Annotated in this window: 18 protein-coding genes; 16 read left to right on the top strand and 2 right to left on the bottom strand. The window is 70.7% G+C overall.

The window, feature by feature from the left end; genetic code table 11:
- The first annotated feature begins 33 nt into the window (after positions 1 to 33).
- The 6 genes from MQH31_RS20170 to dapF all read left to right on the top strand — a co-directional run bounded on the left by MQH31_RS20170 (position 34) and on the right by dapF (position 6,335).
- Entirely contained in the window at positions 34 to 255 is a 222-nt protein-coding gene (locus tag MQH31_RS20170) for a DUF3046 domain-containing protein (RefSeq protein WP_134446951.1), read from the top strand.
- 285 nt (positions 256 to 540) lie between these two features.
- Positions 541 to 1,692: a recombinase RecA gene (gene recA, locus MQH31_RS20165; protein ID WP_134534931.1), complete on the top strand. Its 1,152-nt coding sequence runs from the start codon at positions 541 to 543 to the stop codon at positions 1,690 to 1,692.
- Between the two features lie 2 nt (positions 1,693 to 1,694).
- Complete coding sequence (locus tag MQH31_RS20160; protein ID WP_243013543.1) at positions 1,695 to 2,438, top strand: regulatory protein RecX; 744 nt, start codon at positions 1,695 to 1,697, stop codon at positions 2,436 to 2,438.
- Between the two features lie 82 nt (positions 2,439 to 2,520).
- Positions 2,521 to 4,266, top strand: coding sequence for a tRNA (N6-isopentenyl adenosine(37)-C2)-methylthiotransferase MiaB (miaB, locus tag MQH31_RS20155; protein WP_243013542.1), 1,746 nt, complete (start codon positions 2,521 to 2,523; stop codon positions 4,264 to 4,266).
- The gene (gene miaA, locus MQH31_RS20150) at positions 4,256 to 5,176 is read left to right on the top strand and encodes a tRNA (adenosine(37)-N6)-dimethylallyltransferase MiaA (RefSeq protein WP_243013541.1); all 921 of its coding nucleotides are present in this window, start codon (positions 4,256 to 4,258) and stop codon (positions 5,174 to 5,176) included. The genes miaB and miaA overlap by 11 nt, the downstream gene beginning before the upstream one ends.
- Before the next feature lie 277 nt (positions 5,177 to 5,453).
- A complete protein-coding gene (dapF, locus tag MQH31_RS20145) occupies positions 5,454 to 6,335 on the top strand; it encodes a diaminopimelate epimerase (protein ID WP_243013540.1) in 882 nt (293 codons plus the stop codon).
- 157 nt (positions 6,336 to 6,492) lie between these two features.
- On the opposite strand, the gene MQH31_RS20140 is transcribed toward dapF, so the two are convergent.
- Positions 6,493 to 7,116, bottom strand: a complete 624-nt coding sequence (locus MQH31_RS20140) for a class I SAM-dependent methyltransferase (protein WP_134534927.1) — start codon at positions 7,114 to 7,116, stop codon at positions 6,493 to 6,495.
- Between the two features lie 41 nt (positions 7,117 to 7,157).
- On the opposite strand from MQH31_RS20140, the gene hflX reads away from it, so the two are divergent.
- The 3 genes from hflX (at position 7,158) to metE (ending at position 12,474) form a co-directional block, all read left to right on the top strand.
- Positions 7,158 to 8,708: a GTPase HflX gene (gene hflX / locus MQH31_RS20135; protein WP_134534926.1), complete on the top strand. Its 1,551-nt coding sequence runs from the start codon at positions 7,158 to 7,160 to the stop codon at positions 8,706 to 8,708.
- A 206-nt stretch (positions 8,709 to 8,914) separates the two neighbouring features.
- The gene (locus MQH31_RS20130) at positions 8,915 to 9,931 is read left to right on the top strand and encodes a methylenetetrahydrofolate reductase (protein WP_243013539.1); all 1,017 of its coding nucleotides are present in this window, start codon (positions 8,915 to 8,917) and stop codon (positions 9,929 to 9,931) included.
- A gap of 203 nt (positions 9,932 to 10,134) precedes the next feature.
- Positions 10,135 to 12,474: a 5-methyltetrahydropteroyltriglutamate--homocysteine S-methyltransferase gene (metE, locus tag MQH31_RS20125; RefSeq protein ID WP_243013538.1), complete on the top strand. Its 2,340-nt coding sequence runs from the start codon at positions 10,135 to 10,137 to the stop codon at positions 12,472 to 12,474.
- Positions 12,475 to 12,660: 186 nt separating this feature from the next.
- Here metE and lexA read toward each other — a convergent pair whose 3' ends face one another.
- Positions 12,661 to 13,284 carry a transcriptional repressor LexA gene (gene lexA / locus MQH31_RS20120; RefSeq protein WP_241975417.1) on the bottom strand — a complete coding sequence of 208 codons (624 nt, stop codon included), beginning with the start codon at positions 13,282 to 13,284 and terminating at the stop codon, positions 12,661 to 12,663.
- Between the two features lie 404 nt (positions 13,285 to 13,688).
- Here lexA and MQH31_RS20115 point away from each other — a divergent pair, with 404 nt between their 5' ends.
- The 7 genes from MQH31_RS20115 (at position 13,689) to MQH31_RS20085 (ending at position 23,174) form a co-directional block, all read left to right on the top strand.
- Positions 13,689 to 14,051: a LysM peptidoglycan-binding domain-containing protein gene (locus MQH31_RS20115; RefSeq protein ID WP_134534923.1), complete on the top strand. Its 363-nt coding sequence runs from the start codon at positions 13,689 to 13,691 to the stop codon at positions 14,049 to 14,051.
- A gap of 139 nt (positions 14,052 to 14,190) precedes the next feature.
- The gene (locus MQH31_RS20110; RefSeq protein ID WP_372488199.1) at positions 14,191 to 15,279 is read left to right on the top strand and encodes a histidinol-phosphate transaminase; all 1,089 of its coding nucleotides are present in this window, start codon (positions 14,191 to 14,193) and stop codon (positions 15,277 to 15,279) included.
- A gap of 25 nt (positions 15,280 to 15,304) precedes the next feature.
- A complete protein-coding gene (gene hisB, locus MQH31_RS20105) occupies positions 15,305 to 15,943 on the top strand; it encodes an imidazoleglycerol-phosphate dehydratase HisB (RefSeq protein ID WP_134534922.1) in 639 nt (212 codons plus the stop codon).
- The gene (gene hisH, locus MQH31_RS20100) at positions 15,940 to 16,572 is read left to right on the top strand and encodes an imidazole glycerol phosphate synthase subunit HisH (protein WP_134534921.1); all 633 of its coding nucleotides are present in this window, start codon (positions 15,940 to 15,942) and stop codon (positions 16,570 to 16,572) included. Before hisB ends, hisH begins: the two co-directional genes overlap by 4 nt.
- 63 nt (positions 16,573 to 16,635) lie before the next feature.
- Positions 16,636 to 17,376: a bifunctional 1-(5-phosphoribosyl)-5-((5-phosphoribosylamino)methylideneamino)imidazole-4-carboxamide isomerase/phosphoribosylanthranilate isomerase PriA gene (gene priA, locus MQH31_RS20095; protein WP_243013536.1), complete on the top strand. Its 741-nt coding sequence runs from the start codon at positions 16,636 to 16,638 to the stop codon at positions 17,374 to 17,376.
- On the top strand, positions 17,360 to 18,181 hold the full coding sequence (locus tag MQH31_RS20090) for an SseB family protein (RefSeq protein ID WP_243013535.1): 822 nt from the start codon (positions 17,360 to 17,362) through the stop codon (positions 18,179 to 18,181). The genes priA and MQH31_RS20090 overlap by 17 nt, the downstream gene beginning before the upstream one ends.
- Positions 18,182 to 18,230: 49 nt before the next feature.
- Complete coding sequence (locus tag MQH31_RS20085) at positions 18,231 to 23,174, top strand: Lhr family ATP-dependent helicase (RefSeq protein ID WP_243013534.1); 4,944 nt, start codon at positions 18,231 to 18,233, stop codon at positions 23,172 to 23,174.
- The last annotated feature ends 92 nt before the right edge of the window (positions 23,175 to 23,266 follow it).

Raw genomic sequence — 23,266 nt, 5'->3', positions numbered from 1 at the left:
CATCCCCTCCTTCCCCTCCGACCAGGTGGCTTCGTGAGACTCAGTGAATTCCGTCAGGCGCTGAAAGACGAATTCGGTGAGTCCTACGGTCGTGTGCTGACCCGCGACCTCGTGCTGACCTCGCTCGGGAACACCGCCGACCAGGCCCTGGCCGGCGGTGTTCCGGCGCGCGACGTCTGGCTCGCCCTCTGCGCCGAGACCGACGTGCCCAAGAGCCGATGGTTCGGCGCCGGCGTGCCCGCGCCGCGCCCCTAGGGCGCCCGCCCTCCTTTCCCTCCTTACTTCGACGACGCGACCATTTCGGCGCGTCGGTGCTCGAATACGTGTTCGACCTTTGGTAGGCTCCTCACCAGCAGGAGTCAGTGCAGAAGTGTCCACCGTCGTCGCGTTTCCCGATCAATGTCGGGGGTGCGGCGTACAGTCGCCTTCGTCAGTGACAGACAGCGAATGCCTTGTCCCAGAGCACGCACCGGGGTCCTCCCGGTGAGTGTGTCGCGACAGCCTATAGGCGCCGAAACGCACGACCGAAGGAGACCCACCATGGCATCAGCAGCAGACCGCGAGAAGGCGCTCGACACCGCGCTCGCCCAGATCGACCGCCAGTTCGGCAAGGGCTCGATCATGCGCCTCGGCAGCGACGACCGGGCACCGGTCGAAACCATTTCCACCGGCTCGATCGCCCTGGACGTGGCCCTCGGCATTGGCGGGCTCCCGCGCGGGCGCATCGTCGAGATCTACGGACCGGAGTCCTCCGGTAAGACCACGCTCACCCTGCACGCCATCGCCAACGCCCAGAAGGGTGGCGGCATCGCCGCGTTCATCGACGCAGAGCACGCCCTCGACCCCGACTACGCGAAGAAGCTCGGCGTCGACATCGACGCCCTCCTCGTCTCCCAGCCCGACACGGGGGAGCAGGCGCTCGAAATCGCCGACATGCTCGTGCGCAGCGGCTCGATCGACCTCATCGTCATCGACTCCGTCGCAGCCCTCGTGCCCCGCGCCGAGATCGAGGGCGAGATGGGTGACTCCCACGTCGGTCTCCAGGCCCGACTGATGTCCCAGGCCCTCCGCAAGCTCACCGGTGGGCTCAGCCAGACCAACACCACGATGATCTTCATCAACCAGCTCCGCGAGAAGATCGGTGTCTTCTTCGGCAGCCCCGAAACCACCGCCGGCGGTAAGGCCCTCAAGTTCTACGCCTCGGTTCGCCTCGACATCCGCAGGATCGAGACCCTGAAAGACGGCACGGAAGCCGTCGGTAACCGCACGAGGGTCAAGGTCGTCAAGAACAAGATGGCGCCGCCCTTCAAGCAGGCCGAGTTCGACATCATCTACGGCATCGGCATCTCCCGCGAAGGCAGCCTGATCGACTTCGGTGTCGAACACGGCATCGTGAAGAAGTCCGGCGCCTGGTACACCTACGACGGCGACCAGCTCGGGCAGGGCAAGGAGAACTCCCGTAACTTCCTGCTGAAGAACCCGGACATGGCCAACGAGATCGAGAGCAAGATCCTCTTCAAGCTCGGTATCTCGCCGGAAGGCGCAGCCGCCAAGAAGGCCGCCGCCGCCGCGGAAGCCGCGACCGAGCTCGCCGCGAAGGAAGCCGCGACAGCGGCCCGTGCGGCCGCAGGAGCAGACGTCAGCCAGCCGAAGACCACCCAAGCCCGGCTCGCCGCCCGGAAGGGCGCCTGAGCATGGTGCACTTCGAACCGAAGGATGAGCCGGACATCGCTCCGGCCATTGCTCCGGACATTGCTCCGGCCATCGGCCGGGCGACCGGGGCCCCGGCCAAGCGTCGCGGCAAGCTCGCGACCGTGAGCTACCTGCCGGGGGCGCAGTCACCGGCTGCCGACGATTCCGGAGCGGAGGGTGCCGATGGCGCCGTCCAGACCGGTGACGCTTCCGACGGCGGTGCTGCCGACGGCGGTGCTGCCGAGACCGAAGCCGAGAACGAACACGCCGAACAGGTCCTGTTGCAGCGGCTTCGCGCCCGCTCGCTGTCCATCTCGGAGGCCCGCGGGGTGCTCGTCGGGCTCGACCTTCCGGAGAGCGAGATCGAAGAGATCGTCGAACGGTTCATCCGTCTCGACTATCTCGACGAGGCGAAGCTCGCCGAGCAGATCGTCTACAGCCAGCACGAGCGAAAGGGTCTCGGGCGCTCCGGCGTCCAGGCCGAGATGCGCCGCCGCGGCCTCGACAAGGAACTCATCGCGGAGACCATCGACGCGATGCCCGACGACGAGACCGAACGGGCCATCGAGGTCGCGATCAAGCGCGTGCAGCAATTGGGCCGTCTCGACGATCGCACCATCGATCGCCGGCTCAACGCCTTCCTGATGCGCAAGGGCTACCCGTCCTCCGTGGTGCGCGAGGCGGTTCAGGCCGCGCTCGACTCGCGCAACGGCGGCGGGGACTCCTCGGGCGTGCGGTTCCGCTGAACCCGTCCGGCGCGGACCGCCCGGCGACCCGGAACGCTGCACCGCCGGGTGCACGGGCGCGGTCGCGTAAACTGGAGTCACTATGACTTTGAGCACGCAGACCCTGATCGCGCCGTCGCCGGCGGCCCGCGACGACGACGGCCGGGCGCGCACCTACGAGGTGCGCACCTTCGGCTGCCAGATGAACGTGCACGACTCCGAACGGCTGAGCGGCTCTCTCGAGGCCGCCGGGTACGTTCCCGCCGACGGGGCAGAGGCCGACATCGTCGTGCTGAACACCTGCGCGGTGCGGGAGAACGCCGACAACAAGCTCTACGGCAACCTCGGCCAGCTCGCGTCGATCAAACGGCGTCACGCCGGCATGCAGATCGCCGTCGGGGGCTGCCTCGCCCAGAAGGACAAGGACGTCATCCTCGGCAAGGCGCCCTGGGTCGACGTCGTCTTCGGCACCCACAACATGGGTGCACTCCCGAGCCTGCTCGAACGCGCCCGGCACAACGGTGAGGCCCAGCTCGAGATCCTTGATTCCCTCGAGACCTTCCCCTCGACCCTGCCGACCAAGCGTGACTCGAGCTACAGCGGGTGGGTGTCCATCTCCGTCGGCTGCAACAACACCTGCACCTTCTGCATCGTCCCCGCCCTGCGCGGCAAGGAGAAGGACCGCCGCCCGGGCGAGATCCTCGCCGAGATCCAGGCTCTCGTCGACGACGGCGCCATCGAGGTCACCCTGCTCGGCCAGAACGTGAACTCCTACGGCGTCGAATTCGGCGACCGCCTCGCCTTCGGCAAGCTCCTCCGCGCCGCCGGGAAGATCGAGGGGCTCGAGCGCATCCGCTTCACGAGCCCGCACCCCGCCGCGTTCACCGACGACGTCATCGAGGCCATGGCCGACACCCCCGCCGTGATGCCGCAGCTGCACATGCCGCTGCAGTCCGGCTCCGACCGGGTGCTCAAAGCCATGCGCCGGTCCTACCGCTCCGAGCGATTCCTCGGCATCCTCGATCGGGTCCGGGCGCGGATGCCCGAAGCCGCGATCAGCACGGACATCATCGTCGGTTTCCCCGGCGAGACCGAGGAGGATTTCCAGGATACCCTCCGGGTCGTCGAACGGGCACGGTTCGCGACGGCGTTCACGTTCCAGTACTCGATCCGCCCGGGTACTCCGGCGGCCGAGATGGCCGACCAGGTGCCCAAGGAGATCGTCCAGGACCGCTACGAGCGCCTCGCGGCGCTGCAGGAGCGGATCTCCTGGGAGGAGAACCAGGCCGTGATCGGCCGGGAGGTCGAACTGCTCGTCGCGAACGGTGAGGGCCGCAAGGACTCCGACACCCACCGGATGAGCGGGCGTGCCCCCGATAGCCGCCTCGTGCACTTCGACGTGCCCGAGGGCTCGGAGCGCCCTCGCCCCGGAGACCTCGTCACCGTGACGGTGACCGAAGCGGCGCCCTTCCACCTGATCGCCGATTCCCGGGACGGGGCTCCGCTGCGCATCCGCCGGACCACGGCCGGCGACGCCTGGGACCGTGCAGAAGCGGATGCCTGCGGTGTGCCGAGCCATGCCGGCGCCTCAGCAGGCGGTGCCGTCTCGCTCGGGATGCCCACCCTCGGCCTCCGTCCCACCGCCGCGCACCCGACCCCGCAGGCCGCCTCACACGCGACCCCGCACCCCGTTTCGCAGGCCGTCTCGCACCTGACCCCGCAGGCGACGCCGGTCTCCGGGGTGACCCCGGGTCCCGTGTCCGCCAGTTCGGCTCCCGCCGGACGGATCCCTGCGGCCAACGCGAGTTCCACCGTTCCGATCTACGCCGTCGACGACGGTGAGCGCTAACCGGGTGCTCGTCGTCATCGTCGGACCGACCGGCACCGGCAAGAGCGAGCTCTCCCTCGACCTCGCCGAGAGTCTCGGTGCTGAGGGCACCCCGGCCGAAATCGTCAATGCCGACGCGATGCAGCTCTACCGCGGAATGGACATCGGCACCGCCAAGCTCGGCGCCGACGACCAGCGCGGCATCCCGCACCATTTGCTCGACGTGCTCGCCGTGACCGACGAGGCCGCTGTCGCCCGGTACCAGACCGAGGCCCGTGCCGCGATCGAGGACATCACGGCCCGCGGCGCCGTGCCCATCCTCGTCGGCGGATCGGGACTTTACGTGTCCTCCGTGGTCTACGACTTCCAGTTTCCCGCCACCGATCCGGTGCTGCGCGCCCGGCTCGAGGCCGAACTCGTCGAGCAGGGTCCCGGCGCGCTCTATGCGCGCCTGAAGATCGTCGACCCCGGCGCCGCCGCCCGCATCGGCGCGAGCAACGGCCGGCGCCTCGTGCGCGCGCTCGAGGTCGTCGAGCTCACCGGGGCACCGCACCTCGCGGCGCTGCCGGGAGAACCCGTCTACTGGCGCCCGACCGTGACCCTCGGCCTGCGGGCACCACGCGAGGAGCTCACCGCGCGGCTCGACGCCCGCGTCGACCGGATGTGGTCTGCCGGCCTCCTCGACGAGGTCAGCGGCCTCATCCCCGCCGGCCTCGAATCCGGGGTGACCGCGAGCCGCGCCATTGGCTACGCGCAGGCGCTCGGCCAGCTCAGCGGCCGGCTCAGCCAGGCCGAGGCGATCGAGCAGACTCAGCAGCTGACCCGTCGTTACGCCCGCCGTCAGGTCAGCTGGTTCAAACGTTCAGTGGACACGCACTGGATCGATTACGACGCCCCCGACCGCCTGAGGGCCGCCCGCTCACACCTCTGACCCCTCGCGAATTCGACGGAGATTCTGCGTTTTGTGCACGTGGGACGGCGTTTGAAGCGCTTTCCGGGCAGAATCTCCGTCGAATCGGTTCGGGCAGCGGATGCTGGGCGCGGGTCGTCGGTGTGCGGGACCGGCCGTCCGGCAGGGCCGGTACCGGTGGGCCGGGCTTGCGGGGGTGATCGGCGCGTCCGGTGTTCCGGGAGGGGCGACGCGACGTGATCGTCCGCGACGGCGCTCGGGGTCGGCCGACCCGGGGTCTCGTCCCTACACTGGTCTGATGGGCATCGATCTCAACTTCACCAAGGGCCAGGGCACGGGCAATGACTTCGTGTTGTTCGCCGATCCCGACGGGCAGATCGACCTGAGCCCGGCGCAGATCCGTGCGATCTGCGACCGCCGCTTCGGCATCGGCGCGGACGGCATCATCCGCGCGGTCCGCTCGCGCAGCCTCGAGGCGGGCGCGGCCGCCCTCGCGGAAGACGACCAGGCCGAGTGGTTCATGGACTACTGGAACGCCGACGGGACCCTCTCCGAGATGTGCGGCAACGGCATCCGGGTCTATGCCCGGTTCCTCGCCGAACAGGGCCTCGCCGACGTGCCCGGCGGCGACACCCTCGTCGTCGGAACCCGCGCGGGCGTCCGTGACGTGCAGCGGAACGCAGCGGGCTACCAGGTCGACCTGGGTCGCTGGCGGCTCGACGGCGGTGAACCGCTCGTGCGCGCCAGGAACCTCGCCGTCGCCCGGCCCGGACTCGGCATCAACGTCGGCAACCCGCACGTCGTGGTCGCCCTCGCCGACCAGGGAGAACTCGAGAGCGCCGACCTCAGCTACATCCCGCAGCTCGACCCCGAACCCGCCGACGGCGCCAACGTCGAATTCGTCGTGCCCGGCGACCCCCTGATCGTCGACGGGGTCGGGCACATCCGGATGCGCGTCCACGAACGCGGCAGCGGCGAGACGCTCTCCTGCGGCACCGGAGCCGCAGCGGCCGCCCTCGCGACCCGCTACTGGGCGGGCCAGGGAGCCCCGAACCAGTGGCGGGTCGAGGTGACCGGCGGCACGCTCGGCGTGCGGATGTTCCCGGCCGAGGACGGCGAGCACGTCGCGCTCTCCGGGCCGGCCGAGCTCGTCTACGACGGCGTCTTCCGCCTCAACTGACCCGGCTCGACTGACCGGGATCCGCCCGTACCTGCCGCGAGAGTGCGGTTTCGGCCCTTAAACCGCGGGTTTAAGGGCCGAAACCGTACTCTCGCGGTACGTTGCCGACGCGGACCGTTGCGTTGCGGCACGGGCGGGCGAGTGCGCTCGCGAACCGCTAGAGGGCGGGTTCGCCGTGGCGCTTGACGCGCAGCACGCGGAAACCCTTGCTGATCGCGAAGCGGGAGACCGCGAAGTCGTCGGGTAGTTCGCCGTCGAGCCAGCGCTGCAGCGAATCGGAGCCGAGGTTGCGCTGCACGACGAGCCAGGCATCCGAATCGGGTTCCAGGCGCGGCAGCCAGCTGCTCAGCAGGTTGTGCAACTCGTTTTTGCCGACGCGGATCGGCGGGTTCGACCAGATCGTGCGGAACTGCACGTGCGGAGGGACCTGGTCTGGCGTGACGGCCGTGATGTTGGTGAGCCCGAGTTTCTCGGCGTTCAGCCGCACGAGGTCGAGGGCACGCTCGTTGACGTCGACGGCCCAGATCGTGGCGCGCGGCGCAGCGAGCGCCAGATGGAAGCTGATCGGACCCCAGCCGCAGCCGAGATCGAGGAAGTCGCCCCCGGGCGGCGGTGCCGGAGTGTTCTCCAGAAGCACCTTGGTGCCCGTGTCGATGTGGTCCGGGCTGAACACGGAGTTGGCGGTCGTGACCTCCCGCTCCTGACCTCCCAGGTGCACGGTCACCTGCTGCAGCCTGAGCTTGCTGTCGGGGGCAGGGGTGAAGTAATGGTCGGAAGGCATAGAGGGAACCTACCGCTCTTCGAGGAAGTAAGGTTAAAGGAATGATTGAACCAGTTGAAACCCCGGACGACGATGTTGTGGCACGGGTACTTGCCAGTGCCGATTCCAAGGCCGCCGGCTACTCCCTGTTTCGCAGCGGGAGCGCCCAGGCCCTCGACGCGGAGCCCCGCTCCGACGAGCACGATGACGGCCACGACGGCGCCCAGCTCGACCGCGAAGACCGCAACGCCCTCCGCCGGGTTCCGAGCCTCTCCACCGAGCTCGAAGACGTCACCGAGGTCGAATACCGGCAGCTGCGCCTCGAGAACGTCATCCTGATCGGCCTGTACACCCAGGGCACCGTCGCGGACGCCGAGAACTCCATGCGCGAACTCGCCGCCCTCGCCGAGACCGCGGGAGCCACCGTGCTCGACGGCCTCATGCAGCGCCGGGCGACCCCGGACACGAGCACCTACCTCGGCAAGGGCAAGGCGCAGGAACTCGCCGGCATCGTCAAGGCCCTCGGCGCCGACACCGTCATCGCTGACACCGAACTCGCGCCCAGCCAGCGGCGCGCCCTCGAGGACGTCGTCAAGGTCAAGGTCATCGACCGCACCGCCACGATCCTCGACATCTTCAGCCAGCACGCCAAGAGCCGGGAGGGCAAGGCCCAGGTCGAGCTCGCCCAGCTCGAATACCTGCTGCCCCGCCTCCGCGGCTGGGGTGATTCGATGTCCCGCCAGGCCGGTGGCCAGGTCGGCGGCACCGGCGCCGGAATGGGTTCCCGCGGCCCCGGCGAGACGAAGATCGAACTCGACCGTCGTCGCATCCACACCCGGATGTCCCGCCTGCGCAAGCAGATCCTGGCCATGAAGCCCGCCCGAGAGGCCAAGCGCGCCAACCGCAAGCGCAACGCCGTGCCCTCCGTCGCCATCGTCGGCTACACCAACGCCGGCAAGTCGAGCCTGCTCAACCGGATCACCCGCGCCGGCGTGCTCGTCGAGAACTCGCTCTTCGCCACGCTTGACGCGACCGTGCGCAAGTCCACGACGAGCGACGGCCGGCTCTACACGCTGACCGACACCGTCGGCTTCGTCCGCAACCTCCCGCACCAACTCGTCGAGGCCTTCCGGTCGACCCTCGAGGAGGTCGCGGACGCCGATGTCATCGTGCACGTCGTCGACGCCTCCCACCCCGACCCGGCGAGCCAGCTCGCGACGGTCCGCGAGGTCATCAGCGAGGTCGGCGCCCGGGAGATCCCCGAACTCGTCGTCTTCAACAAGAGCGACCTGGTCAGCGACGACGATCGCCTGGTGCTGCGCGGCCTCTGGCCGAAGGGCATCTTCGTCTCCGCGCGCACCGGCGAAGGCATCGACGAGGTGCTTGCCGCGGTCGCTGACCTGCTCCCGCGCCCCTCGATCGAGCTCGACCTGCTCATCCCCTACGAGCGCGGCGACCTGATCGCGATCCTGCACGCGCAGGGCACGATCCTGAGCACCGACTACGCCGAGACCGGCACCCGGGTACGCGCCCTCGTCACGACCGAGATCCAGTCCTTGTTCGCGCCGTTCCTCCTCGCACCGTCAGGCACCGCGCCCGCCGTCGCGAGCTGACCCCGGTAACGAACGGTCACACTCGTGCAATCCCGTTCGGGGATTGCTAGTGTTTTCTTCAATCGTTGCCGACGGATTTCCTCCGCCGGCATGGAGCGACAGCCGAGCCCGGCACCCGCCCGCGAACACCCGCCAGGGCTCCCTGGCGGTCCGCGGCCGCCCGGCCATTTCAGTGCACGCACTGGCTCCTGTCGAATGAGGAATGCATGTCCACTCCACCGGACTCCGCCCGCACCCGGCGCATCCCGTTCTCCTTCGAGCTGTATCCGCCCAAAACGGATGCCGCCGCTGCCGCCCTCGCGACGACGATCGACCATCTCGCCGCGGCAGGACCCGACTTCCTCTCGGTCACCTACGGAGCCAACGGATCCTCGCGCCGCTCCTCGCTCGACGTGCTCAGCCGCATCCTGCGCACGACGAACGTCGAGGCGATGGCCCACCTCACCTGCGTCGGCTCCACCCACGAGGAGGCGAACCGGCTGATCCGCGAATTCCTCGACGCGGGAGTGCGCAGCTTCCTCGCCCTCCGCGGCGACCCCCCTGCCGGAACGAAGGAGGGCGAGGCGTTCCTCGGCGACTTCGGCAGCGCCGCCGAACTCGTGCAGCTCATCCACCGCGTCCAGGCCGAGAAGTCGCCGTACCGCGAGACGATCATCCCCGGCATCCCGGCCGCCCGCGCCGTGAAGGCCGGCCACGAGAAGGTGCGGATCGCCGTGGCGGCGTTCCCGAACGGCCACCCCCGCTCACGCTCCTCGGCGCAGGACATCGACACCCTGCTCGCCAAGCAGGCGGCCGGCGCGAACCTCGGCATCACCCAGCTCTTCTTCCACGCCGACCACTTCCTGAGCTTCGTCCAGCGGGCGAGGGAGGCCGGGGTGCTCTTCCCGATCCTGCCCGGCATCATGCCGGTGACGAGCCCGGCCAGACTGCGGCGGATCATCGAGCTGTCCGGCGAACAGATGCCGGCAGACCTGTCCATCCGGCTCGAGATCGAACCGACCAGGGAAGGCCAGCGCGAGATCGGCATCCGCCACGCCGTCGACCTCGCCGCCCAGGTGATCGCCGGGGGAGCGCCCGGGCTGCACCTCTACGCCTTCAACCAGCACGAGACCGTTCTCGAGGTGCTCGACGGCTGCGGCCTGCTCGGCGCGACGGCGCCGGTTCGGGACACTCCTGCTCAGCCTCAGGCTCCGGCCCCGACGGCACTGCCCACGATCGTGTAGAGCGACGGCGGATGCTCCTTCCCGCCTCCGCAGCTCTCCCGTCCACCCGAACGCAGCGCCTGCGCCACGGGTTTCCGTCGCGCCCGAAATCGGGCCGACGCACCACCGCCCGACCCGAAGCCCCTACCCCCCCCCTCAAGCCCCGATCATCCGATGATCCGCCCATCCGAACCGCACAGCACCCTCACCGCAAAGGACACGCCATGACCAGCACCTCCCCGTTCCCCGCAGGCACGATCCTCGGCTACCCGCGCATCGGCCCGCGCCGTGAGCTCAAGAAGGCCGTCGAAGCGTTCTGGGCCGGCACCACAACCGCCGCAGAGCTCGAAGCCACCGCGGCCGGACTGCGCCAGGCCACCCGCGACCGCCTCGCCGCCCTCGGTCTCGGGCGCACAGACTCGGCCATCCCCGAGTCGTTCTCCTTCTACGACCAGATGCTCGACGCGCTCTGCACGGTCGGCGCCGTACCGGCCCGCTTCGCCGGGCTCCTCGACGCCGACGGACGCATCGACCTCGCCGGATACTTCACCCTCGCTCGCGGCGAAGGGGAGAGCCTCCCGCTCGAGATGACCAAGTGGTTCGACTCGAACTACCACTACCTCGTGCCGGAGATCGGACCGGAAACGGAGTTCTCCCTGTCGAGCGACCGGATCGTGCGCGAATTCGAGGAAGCGCGCGCGGCCGGCTTCCTGACCCGACCCGTCATCGTCGGCCCGGTGACGTTCCTGCTGCTCAGCAAGCCGAGCGACGAAGCCCCCGCGGGCTTCGAGCCCCTCGACCGGCTCGACGACCTCATTCCGGTCTACGCGACGCTGCTGCAGCGCCTCGCGGACGCCGGCGCCGACTGGGTGCAGCTCGACGAACCGGGCCTCGTCAGCGAGAGCGTCCCTGTGCCCCGCGCCGAGGCTCTCACCGCAGTGCAGTGGGCGTACGGGACCCTCGGCCACCTCGCCCAGCGCCCGGCGATCTTCGTCGCCGCTCCCTACGGCAGCCTCGACGACGCCCTGCCCGTGCTCGCCGCCGCACCGATCGAAGCCATCGGCCTCGACCTCGTCCGCGGCGCCCTGCCCGCGGCCGTCCCCGGCCTCGAGGGGAAGACGCTCGTCGCCGGTGTCATCGACGGGCACAACATCTGGCGCGGCGACCTGGCGGATGCCTTCGCCCACCTCGACGAGGTCAGCGTCCTGTCACCGCGGGTCGCCGTCTCGACCTCGACGAGCCTGCAGCACGTCCCGCACACGGTCACCGACGAGTCCGCGCTCGGTGCAGACCTCGTGAGCTGGCTCGCCTTCGCCGACGAGAAGGTCGGCCAGGTCGCGACCCTGGCCCGCGGCCTGGCCGACGGCCGGGAGGCCATCGACGCCGAGCTCGACGCCGCGACCAGAGCCCTCGCCGCCCGCCGCATCGCCCCCGGAGTGCGCGACGGTGCCGTCAGGGCCCGCGCCGCAGCGCTCACCGCCGACGACTTCACCCGCGGGGAGTACGCCGACCGCCTCGCCGCCCAGGAGACCGCCCTCGCGCTGCCCTTCCTGCCGACGACGACGATCGGCTCCTTCCCGCAGACCGGGGAGATCCGCCGCGCCCGCGCCCGTTTCCTCACGGGAGTGCTCGACGCAGACGAGTACCGCGACCTGATGCGCGCGGAGATCGCCCGGGTCGTCGACCTCCAGGAGGAGATCGGCCTCGACGTGCTCGTGCACGGCGAACCCGAGCGCAACGACATGGTGCAGTACTTCGCCGAGAACCTCGACGGCTTCGCGGTCACCGAGAACGGCTGGGTCCAGTCCTACGGCAGCCGGTGCACGCGACCGTCCATCCTGTGGGGCGATGTCTCGCGCCCGAAGCCGATCACCGTCGAGTGGTCGACCTACACGCAGGGCCTCACCGCGAAGCCGGTCAAGGGCATGCTGACCGGACCGGTCACCATCCTCGCCTGGTCCTTCGTGCGGGACGACCAGCCCCTCGGCGAGACCGCCCGTCAGGTCGCCCTCGCCCTCCGCGACGAGATCGCCGACCTCGAGGCCGCCGGAATCGGCATCGTCCAGGTCGACGAACCCGCCCTGCGCGAACTGCTCCCGCTCAAGAAGGCCGGGCACGCCGACTACCTGGACTGGTCCGTCGGTTCGTTCCGGCTCGCGACGGCGGGGGTGCTGGATGCCACCCAGATCCACACCCACCTCTGCTACTCCGAGTTCGGCGTCGTGATCGACGCCATCCGCAACCTCGACGCCGACGTGACGAGCATCGAGGCGGCCCGCTCCCGGATGGAGGTCGTCGCGGACATCCAGGCCAACGGTTTCGACCACGGCATCGGGCCGGGCGTCTACGACATCCACTCGCCGCGGGTGCCGAGCGTCGCCGAACTCACGGAGCTGCTCGACCGTGCCGTTGCGGCCATCCCGGTCGGGCAGGTCTGGGTGAACCCGGACTGCGGGCTCAAGACCCGCGGTTACGCCGAGACGGTCGAGTCCCTGACCAACATGATCGAGGCGACCCGGATCGTGCGTGCGCGCCTCGCCGAGCGGGTGCCCGCCCGCGCCTGAGCTGTCCCGGGGGCGAGCCCGTGCCGCGCAAGACGCGCCAGTTCCGCTGCTTCGCGCCAGGTCCGGTTCTCTGCGCTCCAGTTTCGCCGCTTCGCGCCAGGCATGCCTGGCGCGAAGCGGCGCAAATGGCGCGCCTACTGAGAGCGAGCGCTGGAGCGCGGGCGCCGGGCTGCCGGGAGCGCCGGACTAAAGGGAACGCAGAACGGCGACGATCTTGCCGAGGATCTCGGCGTGGTCGCCCAGGATCGGCTCGAAGTTGGTGTTCCTCGGCAGCAGCCAGGTGTGGCCGTCACGCTGCCGGAACACCTTCACCGTCGCCTCGCCGTCGAGCATCGCGGCGACGATCTCGCCGTTCTCCGCGGTCTTCTGCTGGCGGACGACGACCCAGTCGCCGTCCATGATCGCGGCGTCGATCATCGACTCGCCGACGACCTTGAGCATGAACAGTTCGCCCTTGCCCACGAGCTGGCGCGGGAGCGGGAAGATCTCGTCGACCTGCTGGTCGGCCATGATCGGCACACCGGCGGCGATCCGTCCGACGAGCGGCACCATCGCCGCGTCGCCGACCGGGGTGCCCTGCTGGAAGTTCTCCGCGGCTCCCGCCGCGGTGTCCTCCGGCGACTGCGGCAACTCGATCAGGACCTCGAGCGCCCGTGGCCGGTTCGGGTCCCGGCGCAGGTAACCGCTGAGCTGGAGCTGGTTGAGCTGGTGGGTGACACTCGAGAGCGACGACAGACCGACGGCGTCACCGATCTCGCGCATGCTCGGCGGATAGCCCCTCTGCCCGACGGAGCGCTGGATCACGTCCATGATCGCGCGCTGCTTGTCGCTGAGGCTCTTCCTCCGTCGCGTGCCGCCTCGTTCAGGGGATCCGCCGCTGAACTGGGTCACGCTGTCCGGGGTCACGCTGTCCTGGGTCACGATGTCGCTCCTGTCGGTGGCGGTGGGCGGGTGGTGGTCGGTCGCCGCGGCGGATGCCGTGAGGCGACCGTATCCGAATGTCAGTGGTCGCTGGTTGAGTTCAGACCAGTCAATCGAAACTGTAACCAGCGTGGGGCGAAAGAGAGACATTCATTCGAGTGTGTCGTGTACTTCACCCCAATAATAACCGGAGAAAGTCTTGATTGTTCGAACAATCGAATATATATTCGGAACATAGCTTCGTATCCGGCTCTCCCGGCCGAGAGCCGGATACGAATACACAGGAGGCAGACATGAGCACAACAATCGAGCTGGTCCCGGGGGCGCACACCCGGCTGCGCATCACGCGGCGCGGTCGTGCCGTGCTGACCGCCGCCGCCGCCGTTCCCCTCGTCGTGGGCGCCCTCGCGCTCGCACTCAACGGCGGCCTCGCCGCCGCAGACGGCAGCACGCTGAGCGGCAGCGGCGCGAGCGACAGCGCAACGACGTTCGACTACGTCACGATCCAGTCGGGCCAGTCCTTGTGGCAGCTCGCCGAGCACATCGCGCCCTCCGCCGACCCGCGCGAGGTCATCGCCGACATCGTCAACCTGAACCAGCTGCCCTCCGAGAGCGTGCAGCCCGGCCAGCGCCTGGCCCTTCCCGCCGAATACTGAGCCCGCCGATTACTGAGCCGGCTGAACACCGAGCAGGCTGAACGCCGAGTCGGCTGATTACTGAGCGGGCTGAATGCACGGGGAGCCGAGCACGGGGCCGGCTGAATACTGAACCATCGTCAACATGCCCACCGGTATTATGGGGGGAGTGACCAGTCTCAACGACCTGCCCCTCCGCGACAACCTGCGCGGGCTCACTCCCTACGGGGCGCCCCAGCTGCACGTGCCGGTCGCTCTCAATGTGAATGAGAACACCCACGGCATCCCCGAGGACGTGGCCGTCGACATCGCGGCCGCACTGGCCGCCGCGATCCGGGGGATCAACCGGTACCCGGACCGGGAATTCACCGAACTGCGCGAGGCGATGGCCCGCTACCTGGGACACGGTCTCACCCGCCAGAACATCTGGGCCGCCAACGGCTCCAATGAGGTTCTCCAGCAGGTGCTCCAGGCCTTCGGCGGTCCGGGACGCACCCTGCTTGGTTTCGCCCCCACCTATTCGATGTACCCGCTGCTCGCCTCGGGCACCGGGACGCGCTGGATCGCCGGTGACCGCGACGCCGACTTCGAACTCACCCCGAGGCGCGCCGTCGAGTGGGTCAATCGCGTCAATCCCGACCTCGTCTTCCTGTGCTCCCCGAACAACCCGACCGGCACCCCGCTCTCGCTCGATGTGATCGCCGCCGTCTATGACGCCTGCGACGGGATCGTGGTGGTCGACGAGGCCTACGCCGAATTCGCCCCGGTGGGGACGGCATCCGCTCTCACCCTGCTGCCCGGGCGGGAGCGCCTGCTGGTCTCCCGCACGATGAGCAAGGCCTTCGCGTTCGCCGGCGCCCGGGTGGGCTACCTCGCGGCCGACCCTGCCGTGACGGATGCGCTCCGGCTCGTGCGCCTGCCGTACCACCTCTCCGCGCTGACCCAGGCGGCGGCCGTTGCCGCATTCGCGCACACGCCCGAAATGCTGCGCATGGTCGACGACATCCGCGGCCAGCGCGACCGTCTCGTCACCGAACTGCGCCGGCTCGGATACCAGCCCCTCCGCAGCGGCAGCAACTTCGTGCTCTTCGGCGGTGTCTCCGACCCGCGCGGCACGTTCGAGGCGCTGCTTGCCGAGGGCATCCTCGTGCGCGACGTCGGGATCCCCGGCCACCTGCGAGTCACCGCCGGCACCGAGCGCGAGACGACTGTCTTCCTCGACGCCCTCGAGGCACTGGGCCACGCGTAACCGTCCGGGCCAATAAACTAGCCGCATGAGCTCACAGTCACCGGCCGCACAGTCATCGACCGCACAGGCCCGCATCGCACACCTGCGGCGGGAGACCAGCGAGTCGAGCATCGACCTGACGATCAACCTCGACGGCACCGGCGTGTCCGACATCCACACCTCGGTACCGTTCTACGACCACCTGCTCACCGCGTTCGCCAAGCACTCCCTGACCGACCTCACCGTGCGGGCCTCGGGAGACATCGAGATCGATGTGCACCACACCGTCGAAGACGTCGGCATCGTGCTCGGCCTCGCCATCCGGCAGGCGCTCGGAGACAAGTCCGGCATCTCCCGCTACGGCGACGCCCTCGTGCCGCTCGACGAGGCCCTCGCCCAGGCCGTCGTCGACATCTCGGGACGCCCGTACCTCGTGCACACCGGGGAGCCGGCCGGGTTCGAGTTCCACCTGATCGGCGGTCACTTTACCGGCTCGATGGTGCGCCACGTCTTCGAGGCGATCGCGTTCAACGCCGCCCTCACCGTGCACGTCACAGTGCTCGGAGGCCGCGACCCGCACCACATCGCCGAGGCCGAGTTCAAGGCCTTCGCCCGCGCGTTCCGCCAGGCCAAGGCCTACGACCCGCTCGTCTCCGGCGTGCCGTCGACCAAGGGCGCCCTGTGACGAGCGTCGTCGTCTTCGACTACGGCACGGGCAACGTGCACTCGGCCGTCAAGGCGCTCGAACTCGCCGGGGCCGACGTGACCCTGACGAGCGACCGCCGTACCGCCCTCGAGGCGTCCGGTCTCGTCGTACCCGGCGTCGGGGCCTTCAGCGCCGTGATGGGCGCCCTCACCGCCGTGCGCGGAGACGAGATCGTCGACCGCCGCATCGCCGGGGGACGCCCGGTGCTCGGCATCTGCGTGGGCATGCAGGTTCTGTTCGAGCACGGCGTCGAACGCGGCTCCGACACCGAGGGACTCGGCGAATGGCCGGGCACCGTCACCCAGCTGCCCGCGAAGATCCTGCCGCACATGGGCTGGAACACCGTTACCCCCGACCCGGACTCGCGCCTCTTCGCCGGCATCGAGGACGAGCGGTTCTACTTCGTGCATTCCTTCGCCGCCCAGGAGTGGACGCTCGAGGTCACGCCGCCGTTCCCACGCCCCCGGCTGACCTGGGCGGAACACGGCGGACCGTTCCTCGCCGCTGTCGAGAACGGACCGCTGTCCGCGACCCAGTTCCACCCGGAGAAATCCGGTGAGGCCGGCATCCGCCTGCTGAAGAACTGGATCGGCACCCTGCGGGACTGACCGTCCCCGTTCGCTTCTGTTCGGCGGCCCGGCCGCACCACCATCACTGATCTGAGGACTACCGTGACTGAAACCACCACCCGCCTCGTCCTGCTCCCGGCCGTCGACGTCGCAGACGGCAAGGCCGTGCGTCTCACCCAGGGTGAGGCCGGCACCGAGACCAACTACGGAGACCCCGTCGACGCCGCCCTCGACTGGGCGCGCCAGGGCGCCGAGTGGCTCCACCTCGTCGACCTCGACGCCGCCTTCGGGCGCGGCACCAACACCGAGGTGATCAGCCGGGTCATCCGCGAGGTCACCGGAGTCAAGATCGAACTGTCCGGCGGTATCCGTGACGATGCTTCCCTGCAGGCGGCGCTCGGCGCGGGTGTCAGCCGGATCAACCTCGGCACCGCAGCCCTGGAGAACCCGGACTGGGCCGCGCGCGCTATCTCCGAGCACGGTGACCAGGTCGCCGTCGGCCTCGACGTGCGCGGCACGACCCTCGCCGCCCGCGGCTGGACGAAGGAGGGCGGCGATCTCTGGGAGGTGCTCGCCCGCCTCGAAGAGGCCGGCTGTTCCCGCTACGTGGTGACCGACGTCACCAAGGACGGCACCCTGCAGGGTCCGAACCTCGACCTGCTCCGTCAGGTGCTCGAGCACACCGACCGGCCCGTCGTCGCCTCCGGCGGCATCTCGAGCCTGGCCGATCTCGTCGCCCTGCGCGAACTGGTCCCGCTCGGACTCGAAGGAGCGATCGTGGGCAAGGCGCTCTACGCCGGCGCCTTCACCCTCGGTGAGGCCCTGGATGTCGCCGGCCGTTAATCTCGGATCGACCGGCCTGCCCCGGGGCCCGGAGGGACCGGGCGGCCACGGCGTGCCCGCCGACTCCGCCGGGCAGCCCTGGGCCGGCCGGGCCTTCGAGGCCAACGACCACGCCGACGATGACGGATCGGCCCCGGTCGAACTGCTCGCCGCCCTCGCCCGCTACCGGGACCGGGAGTCGGGGGAGGAGGCCGTCGTCGAGGCGATCCGCACGTCCCGGCTGCTGATCCCGCTCGTGACGGCGCTCGGCGATGTCGGCCACACCGAGGCCGGCCTCCTCGTCGACAAGACCCAGGAACTCTCGATCATCACCGTCGCCGGCCCGGACGGGCGGAACGTTCTGCCGGTGTTCACCTCGGCCGAAGCCATGAACGCGTGGAACAGTGCGGCACGGCCGGTGCCGGCCGACGGCATCCGGATCGCCCTCGCCGCGGCGCAGGAGAATACCGACCTCGTCGTGCTCGACCCGACCGCACCGACCGAATACGTTGTGCGTCGGCCGGCCCTCTGGGCCATCGCGCAGGGCCAGCCGTGGACGCCGAGCTACGCGAGCCGTACCGTCGCGGACGCCTTCGCGGCGTCGATCGCGAGCGAACTGAGCGTGCTCGGCGTCGCCCTCTCCGCGGGCGACCCGTTCGGCCGGCTCGCCGGGCCCGAGCTCGTGGTGCGCCTTGAACTCGTCGACGGCCTCACCCGCGTGGAACTCGATGCGACGCTCGCCCGGCTCGCCGCTCGCTGGTCGGCGAGTGACACGATCGCCACTCAGGTCGATTCCCTGCGGGTGCAGCTCGCCGCGTCACGCTGATCGGGAGTCCGCAGCGCACACTGTCAGGGGTGACGGGGAGAATGGGGAGATGACCGAGGTCCTGCAGAGATTCTCGCCCGCCACCCGGGCCTGGTTCGCCCAGGCCTTCGCCGCGCCGACCGAGGCCCAACTCGGCGCCTGGGACGCCATCTCCCGGGGCTCGCACGCGCTCGTCGTCGCCCCGACCGGCTCGGGCAAGACCCTCGCAGCCTTCCTGTGGGCCATCGACCGGCTGGCGACACCGGCGCCGTCTGTGCCACCCGTCCCGTCCACGGATGCCGCCGCGAGCTCACCGGGGGCCGCTGCCCGTGCCGCCGGGCCCGTCGGTGTCCCGCTCCCGCGCACCCGGGTGCTCTACATCTCCCCGCTCAAGGCGCTCGGCGTCGACGTCGAACGGAACCTCCGCGCCCCGCTCGTCGGCATCACGCAGGCCGCGGCCCGGCTCGGCTTCCCCCCGGTCACGGTGACCGTCGGCGTGCGCTCGGGGGACACCCCGGCCGCCGACCGGCGCACCCTCGTGAAGACGCCTCCCGACATCCTGATCACGACGCCGGAATCGCTCTTCCTGATGCTCACCTCCGCGGCCCGCGACTCCCTGCGCGGCGTCGACACCGTCATCATCGACGAGGTGCACGCCGTCGCCGCGAGCAAGCGCGGCGCCCACCTCGCCGTCTCCCTCGAACGCCTCGACGAACTCCTGGCGCGCCCCGCGCAGCGGATCGGCCTCTCGGCGACGGTCCGCCCGGCCGCGGAGGTCGCCCGGTTCCTCGGCGGCGCCGCCCCGGTGCAGATCGTCAATCCCGCAGCGGGCAAACGCTTCGACCTCCGCGTCGTGGTCCCCGTCGACGACATGACCCAGCTCGGCCCCGTTCCCGAACGCGAGGGGTCGACCGCGGCGGCAGCACCGCAGGCCGGCTCGATCTGGCCGCATGTCGAAGAGGCCATCGTCGACGAGGTGCTCGCGCATTCCTCGTCCATCGTCTTCGCGAACTCGCGCCGCCTCGCCGAACGCCTGACCGCGCGCTTCAACGAGATCTACGCCGGGCGTCTGGCGGATGCCGCGGACCGGGCCGAGGGCGAGCTCGCGCCGGTCGGGGCGACGCGGGTCTCCGCATCCGCTGCAGGGAACGACGGGTACGCCGCCGGGAGCCCCGCCGCGCTCGGCGACGACGGCGGCGCCGCCGGGAACGGGGCGAACCCGAACCCGACGCCGACACGCCCGCCCGCCGACCTGATGGGCGCGAGCGGCCAGAGCGCGGGTGCCGAGCCCCTCCTGGCCCGCGCGCACCACGGCTCGGTGAGCAAGGAACAGCGGTCGATGATCGAGGAGGACCTCAAGGCCGGCCGCCTGCGCTGCGTCGTCGCGACCTCGAGCCTCGAACTCGGCATCGACATGGGCGCGGTCGACCTCGTCGTGCAGGTCGAGTCTCCGCCCTCCGTCGCGAGCGGGCTGCAGCGGGTCGGCCGCGCCGGGCACCAGGTCGGCGAGATCTCCCGCGGCGTGATCTACCCCAAGCACCGCGCCGACCTCATCCACGCCGCCGTCGCCGCCGAGCGGATGGTCGCCGGGCTGATCGAATCGATCGCGGTGCCCTCCAACCCGCTCGACATCCTCGCCCAGCAGACCGTCGCCGCGGTCGCACTCGAGCCGATCCAGGCCGAGGTCTGGTTCGACATCGTGCGTCGCAGCGCCCCCTTCCAGGGCCTGCCCCGCTCGGCGTACGAAGCCACCCTCGACCTCCTCGCCGGGCGATACCCCTCCGACCAGTTCGCCGAGCTGCGCCCCCGGATCGTCTGGGACCGCGACACCGGCCTGCTCACCGGGCGCCCCGGCGCGCAACGCCTCGCCGTCACGAGCGGCGGCACCATCCCCGACCGCGGGCTCTTCGGCGTCTTCATGGTCGGCGGCGACCAGGCGACGGGTCGTCGGGTCGGTGAACTCGACGAGGAGATGGTCTACGAATCCCGGGTCGGCGACGTCTTCGCCCTCGGCACGACGAGCTGGCGGATCCAGGAAATCACCCACGACCGGGTGCTCGTGCTCCCGGCCTTCGGCGAGCCGGGGCGGCTGCCGTTCTGGAAGGGTGACGGCCTGGGCCGGCCCGCGGAACTCGGGGAGGCCGTCGGCGCCTTCGTCCGCGAGGTCTCGGCCCTGCCGGAGGCCGCCGCCCGCGCCCGCTGCGCGACCGGCGGGCTCGACGAGCGCGCCGCGAACAACCTGCTCACCTTCCTCTCCGACCAGCGCACGGCGACCGGCCAGCTGCCGACCGACCGCACCCTCGTCGTCGAACGGTTCCGCGACGAACTCGGCGACTGGCGGGTGATCCTGCATTCCGCATACGGCATGCAGGTGCACGCGCCGTGGGCGCTCGCGGTCGCCGCCCGGGTGCGGGAACGCTACGGCCTCGATGGCGGATGCGTCGCGAGCGACGACGGCATCGTCGCGCGCATCCCGGACACCGACGCCGAACCGCCCGGAGCCGAGCTCTTCGTCTTCGAGGCCGAGGAGATCGAGCAGCTCGTGACCGACGAGGTCGGCGGGTCCGCCCTCTTCGCGGCCCGGTTCCGCGAGTGCGCCGCGCGCGCCCTGTTGCTCCCCAAGTACAACCCCGGCACCCGGTCGCCGCTCTGGCAGCAGCGGCAGAAGGCCGCCCAGCTGCTCGAGGTCGCCCGCACCTACCCGACCTTCCCGATCATCCTCGAGACCGTGCGGGAATGCCTGCAAGACGTCTACGACCTGCCCGCCCTGCTCGACCTCACCCGCAAGATCAACAGCCGCACGATCCGGCTCGTCGAGACCCGCACCGAAACGCCGAGCCCGTTCGCGAGCACCCTGCTCTTCGGCTATGTCGCCGCGTTCATGTACGAGGGCGACTCTCCGCTCGCCGAACGCCGCGCGACGGCGCTGTCCCTCGACTCGAGCCTCCTCGCCGAGCTGCTCGGCCGGGTCGAACTGCGGGAACTCCTCGATCCCGCTGTGATCGAACAGACGGATGCCGAACTCCAGCGCCTGCCCGCCGACCGGCACGCGCGGGGTGTCGAGGGCATCGCCGACCTCCTCCGCCAGCTCGGCCCCCTCACCACCGAGGAGGTCGCCGCCCGGCTCGACCGGCAGGGCGGCCCCGACGCCGAAACCGGCCTGCTCGAGCTCGTCGCCGCGCGCCGGGTGCTGCGGGCCGGCTTCGCCGACCGCCAGTGGTGGGCCGTGATCGAAGACGCCAGCCGGCTCCGCGACGCCCTCGGCGTTCCGGTGCCGCTCGGCGTGCCCGCCGCCTTCACCGAGGCGGTGCCCGACCCGCTCGGCGACCTGGTCAGCCGGTACGCGCGCACCCACGGCCCGTTCACGGCGGCGGATGTCGCCGCTCGCTTCGGTCTCGGAACGGTCGTCGCCCTCGGGGCGCTGCGCCGCCTCGCCGGCGACCGCCGGGTCATGGAGGGCGAGTACCGGCCGCACGGGACCGGCAGCGAATGGTGCGACGCCGAGGTGCTGCGGCGCCTGCGCCGGCGGTCCCTCGCGGCGCTCCGCCACGAGGTCGAACCCGTCGACCAGGTCACCGTCGGCCGGTTCCTGCCGGCCTGGCAACACGTCGGCGGGAGGCTCCGCGGCGTCGATGGCGTCGCATCCGTCATCGAACAGCTCGAGGGTGCGCGCATCCCGGCGTCGGCCTGGGAGTCGCTCGTGTTGCCCGCCCGGGTGAGCGACTACCGGCCGGCGATGCTCGACGAACTCACCAACGCGGGCGAGGTGCTCTGGGCGGGGGCCGGCACCCTCGCGGGCAACGACGGCTGGATCAGCCTGTACCTCGCGGAGACCGCCGCGCTCACCCTGCCGCCGCCGGCCCCCGTCGAAACCACGGAGCTGCAGCGCGAGGTGCTCGCGACCCTCGGCGGCGGCGGCGGATTCTTCTTCCGCCAGCTCGCCGACGCGGTCGGCAGCCAGGACGACGTACTCCTCGCCGACGCCCTCTGGGACCTGGTCTGGGCCGGCCTCGTCGGCAACGACACCTTCGCGCCGGTGCGGGCGCTGCTCTCCGGCGGCCGCACGGCGCACAGTACCCGGCGGGCGGCGCCGCGGGCACGGCTGCACGGCGGGCGCGGGCTGGGCCGGGCCACCATGCCCCTCCGCGGTGGGCCGCCGACGGTGTCCGGACGCTGGTCGATCGTGCCCGTCGCCGACGACTCGCCCACCCGCCGCGCCCACGCCCTCGGTGAGACCCTGCTCGAACGCTACGGGGTCGTCACCCGTGGTGCCGTCGTCGGGGAGGGCGTCACCGGCGGCTTCGCCCTCGTCTACCGCACCCTGAGCGGCTTCGAGGAATCGGGGCGCTGCCGCCGCGGCTACTTCATCGACGGGCTCGGCGCCGCCCAGTTCGCGACCGCCGGCACGATCGACCGATTGCGGTCCTTCACCGAGTCCGAGGCGGGTCGCAACGGGGGAGCGGGCTCCGGCTCGGCGGATGCCGGCCCGGTCGTGGTCACGCTCGCCGCGACAGACCCGGCGAACCCCTACGGAGCCGTGCTGCCCTGGCCGGCCCTGCCGACCGGAACCACCCACCGTGCCGCCCGGAAGGCCGGCGCGATCGTCGTGCTCGTCGACGGCGCCCTCGTGCTTTACGTCGAACGCGGCGGGAAGACCGTGCTCGCCTTCGACGGGAGCCGCGCCGTAGCCGCCCCGGACCCGGCCGGACTGGCGGCGTCCGGTGCCGACACGGACGGTGCCGAGCCTGCCGGTCGTGCCCCGACCGGTGCTGGCGCCGGCTCCGGTGCCGGTGCCGGTGCCGGTGCCGTGGTCGATGCCGACGTCGCCGCCGCTCGGGATGCGCTCTTCGCGGCGGCAGCTCGGGCCCTCGCCGCCACGGTGACGAGCGGGCGGATCGCCAAACTGGGCGTCGAGACGGTCAACGGCGCCTTCGTGATCGGCACCCCGTTCGGCCGCGCGCTCCAGGCCGCCGGCTTCGGCGTGACCCCGAAGGGCCTGAAGCTGCATGCCTGATCACAACGACGCCGGGCGCGGCCGGCGCGGGCAGAACCGAATCGGGCAGAACCGGGCCGTGCAGGACGGGCCCGAGCGCGACCGGTCCGGGG

This window comes from Cryobacterium zhongshanensis, assembly GCF_022760445.1.
GTDB classification, from domain to species: Bacteria; Actinomycetota; Actinomycetes; order Actinomycetales; family Microbacteriaceae; genus Cryobacterium; species Cryobacterium algoricola.
The sequence above is the reverse complement of the archived record's forward strand: the minus strand, read 5'-3'. Positions and strand labels throughout refer to the sequence as shown.

What these genes read in the sequence shown, in the direction of transcription:
- MQH31_RS20115 (WP_134534923.1), top strand. Translation starts at nt 13,689, where the DNA reads ATGAGCACAACAATCGAGCTGGTCCCGGGGGCGCACACCCGGCTGCGC.
- MQH31_RS20085 (WP_243013534.1), top strand. Translation starts at nt 18,231, where the DNA reads ATGACCGAGGTCCTGCAGAGATTCTCGCCCGCCACCCGGGCCTGGTTC.
- hflX (WP_134534926.1), top strand. Translation starts at nt 7,158, where the DNA reads ATGATTGAACCAGTTGAAACCCCGGACGACGATGTTGTGGCACGGGTA.
- miaB (WP_243013542.1), top strand. Translation starts at nt 2,521, where the DNA reads ATGACTTTGAGCACGCAGACCCTGATCGCGCCGTCGCCGGCGGCCCGC.
- recA (WP_134534931.1), top strand. Translation starts at nt 541, where the DNA reads ATGGCATCAGCAGCAGACCGCGAGAAGGCGCTCGACACCGCGCTCGCC.
- MQH31_RS20110 (WP_372488199.1), top strand. Translation starts at nt 14,191, where the DNA reads ATGGGGGGAGTGACCAGTCTCAACGACCTGCCCCTCCGCGACAACCTG.
- MQH31_RS20140 (WP_134534927.1), bottom strand. Translation starts at nt 7,116, where the DNA reads ATGCCTTCCGACCATTACTTCACCCCTGCCCCCGACAGCAAGCTCAGG.
- dapF (WP_243013540.1), top strand. Translation starts at nt 5,454, where the DNA reads ATGGGCATCGATCTCAACTTCACCAAGGGCCAGGGCACGGGCAATGAC.
- metE (WP_243013538.1), top strand. Translation starts at nt 10,135, where the DNA reads ATGACCAGCACCTCCCCGTTCCCCGCAGGCACGATCCTCGGCTACCCG.
- hisB (WP_134534922.1), top strand. Translation starts at nt 15,305, where the DNA reads ATGAGCTCACAGTCACCGGCCGCACAGTCATCGACCGCACAGGCCCGC.
- MQH31_RS20160 (WP_243013543.1), top strand. Translation starts at nt 1,695, where the DNA reads ATGGTGCACTTCGAACCGAAGGATGAGCCGGACATCGCTCCGGCCATT.
- MQH31_RS20090 (WP_243013535.1), top strand. Translation starts at nt 17,360, where the DNA reads ATGTCGCCGGCCGTTAATCTCGGATCGACCGGCCTGCCCCGGGGCCCG.
- lexA (WP_241975417.1), bottom strand. Translation starts at nt 13,284, where the DNA reads ATGGACGTGATCCAGCGCTCCGTCGGGCAGAGGGGCTATCCGCCGAGC.
- MQH31_RS20130 (WP_243013539.1), top strand. Translation starts at nt 8,915, where the DNA reads ATGTCCACTCCACCGGACTCCGCCCGCACCCGGCGCATCCCGTTCTCC.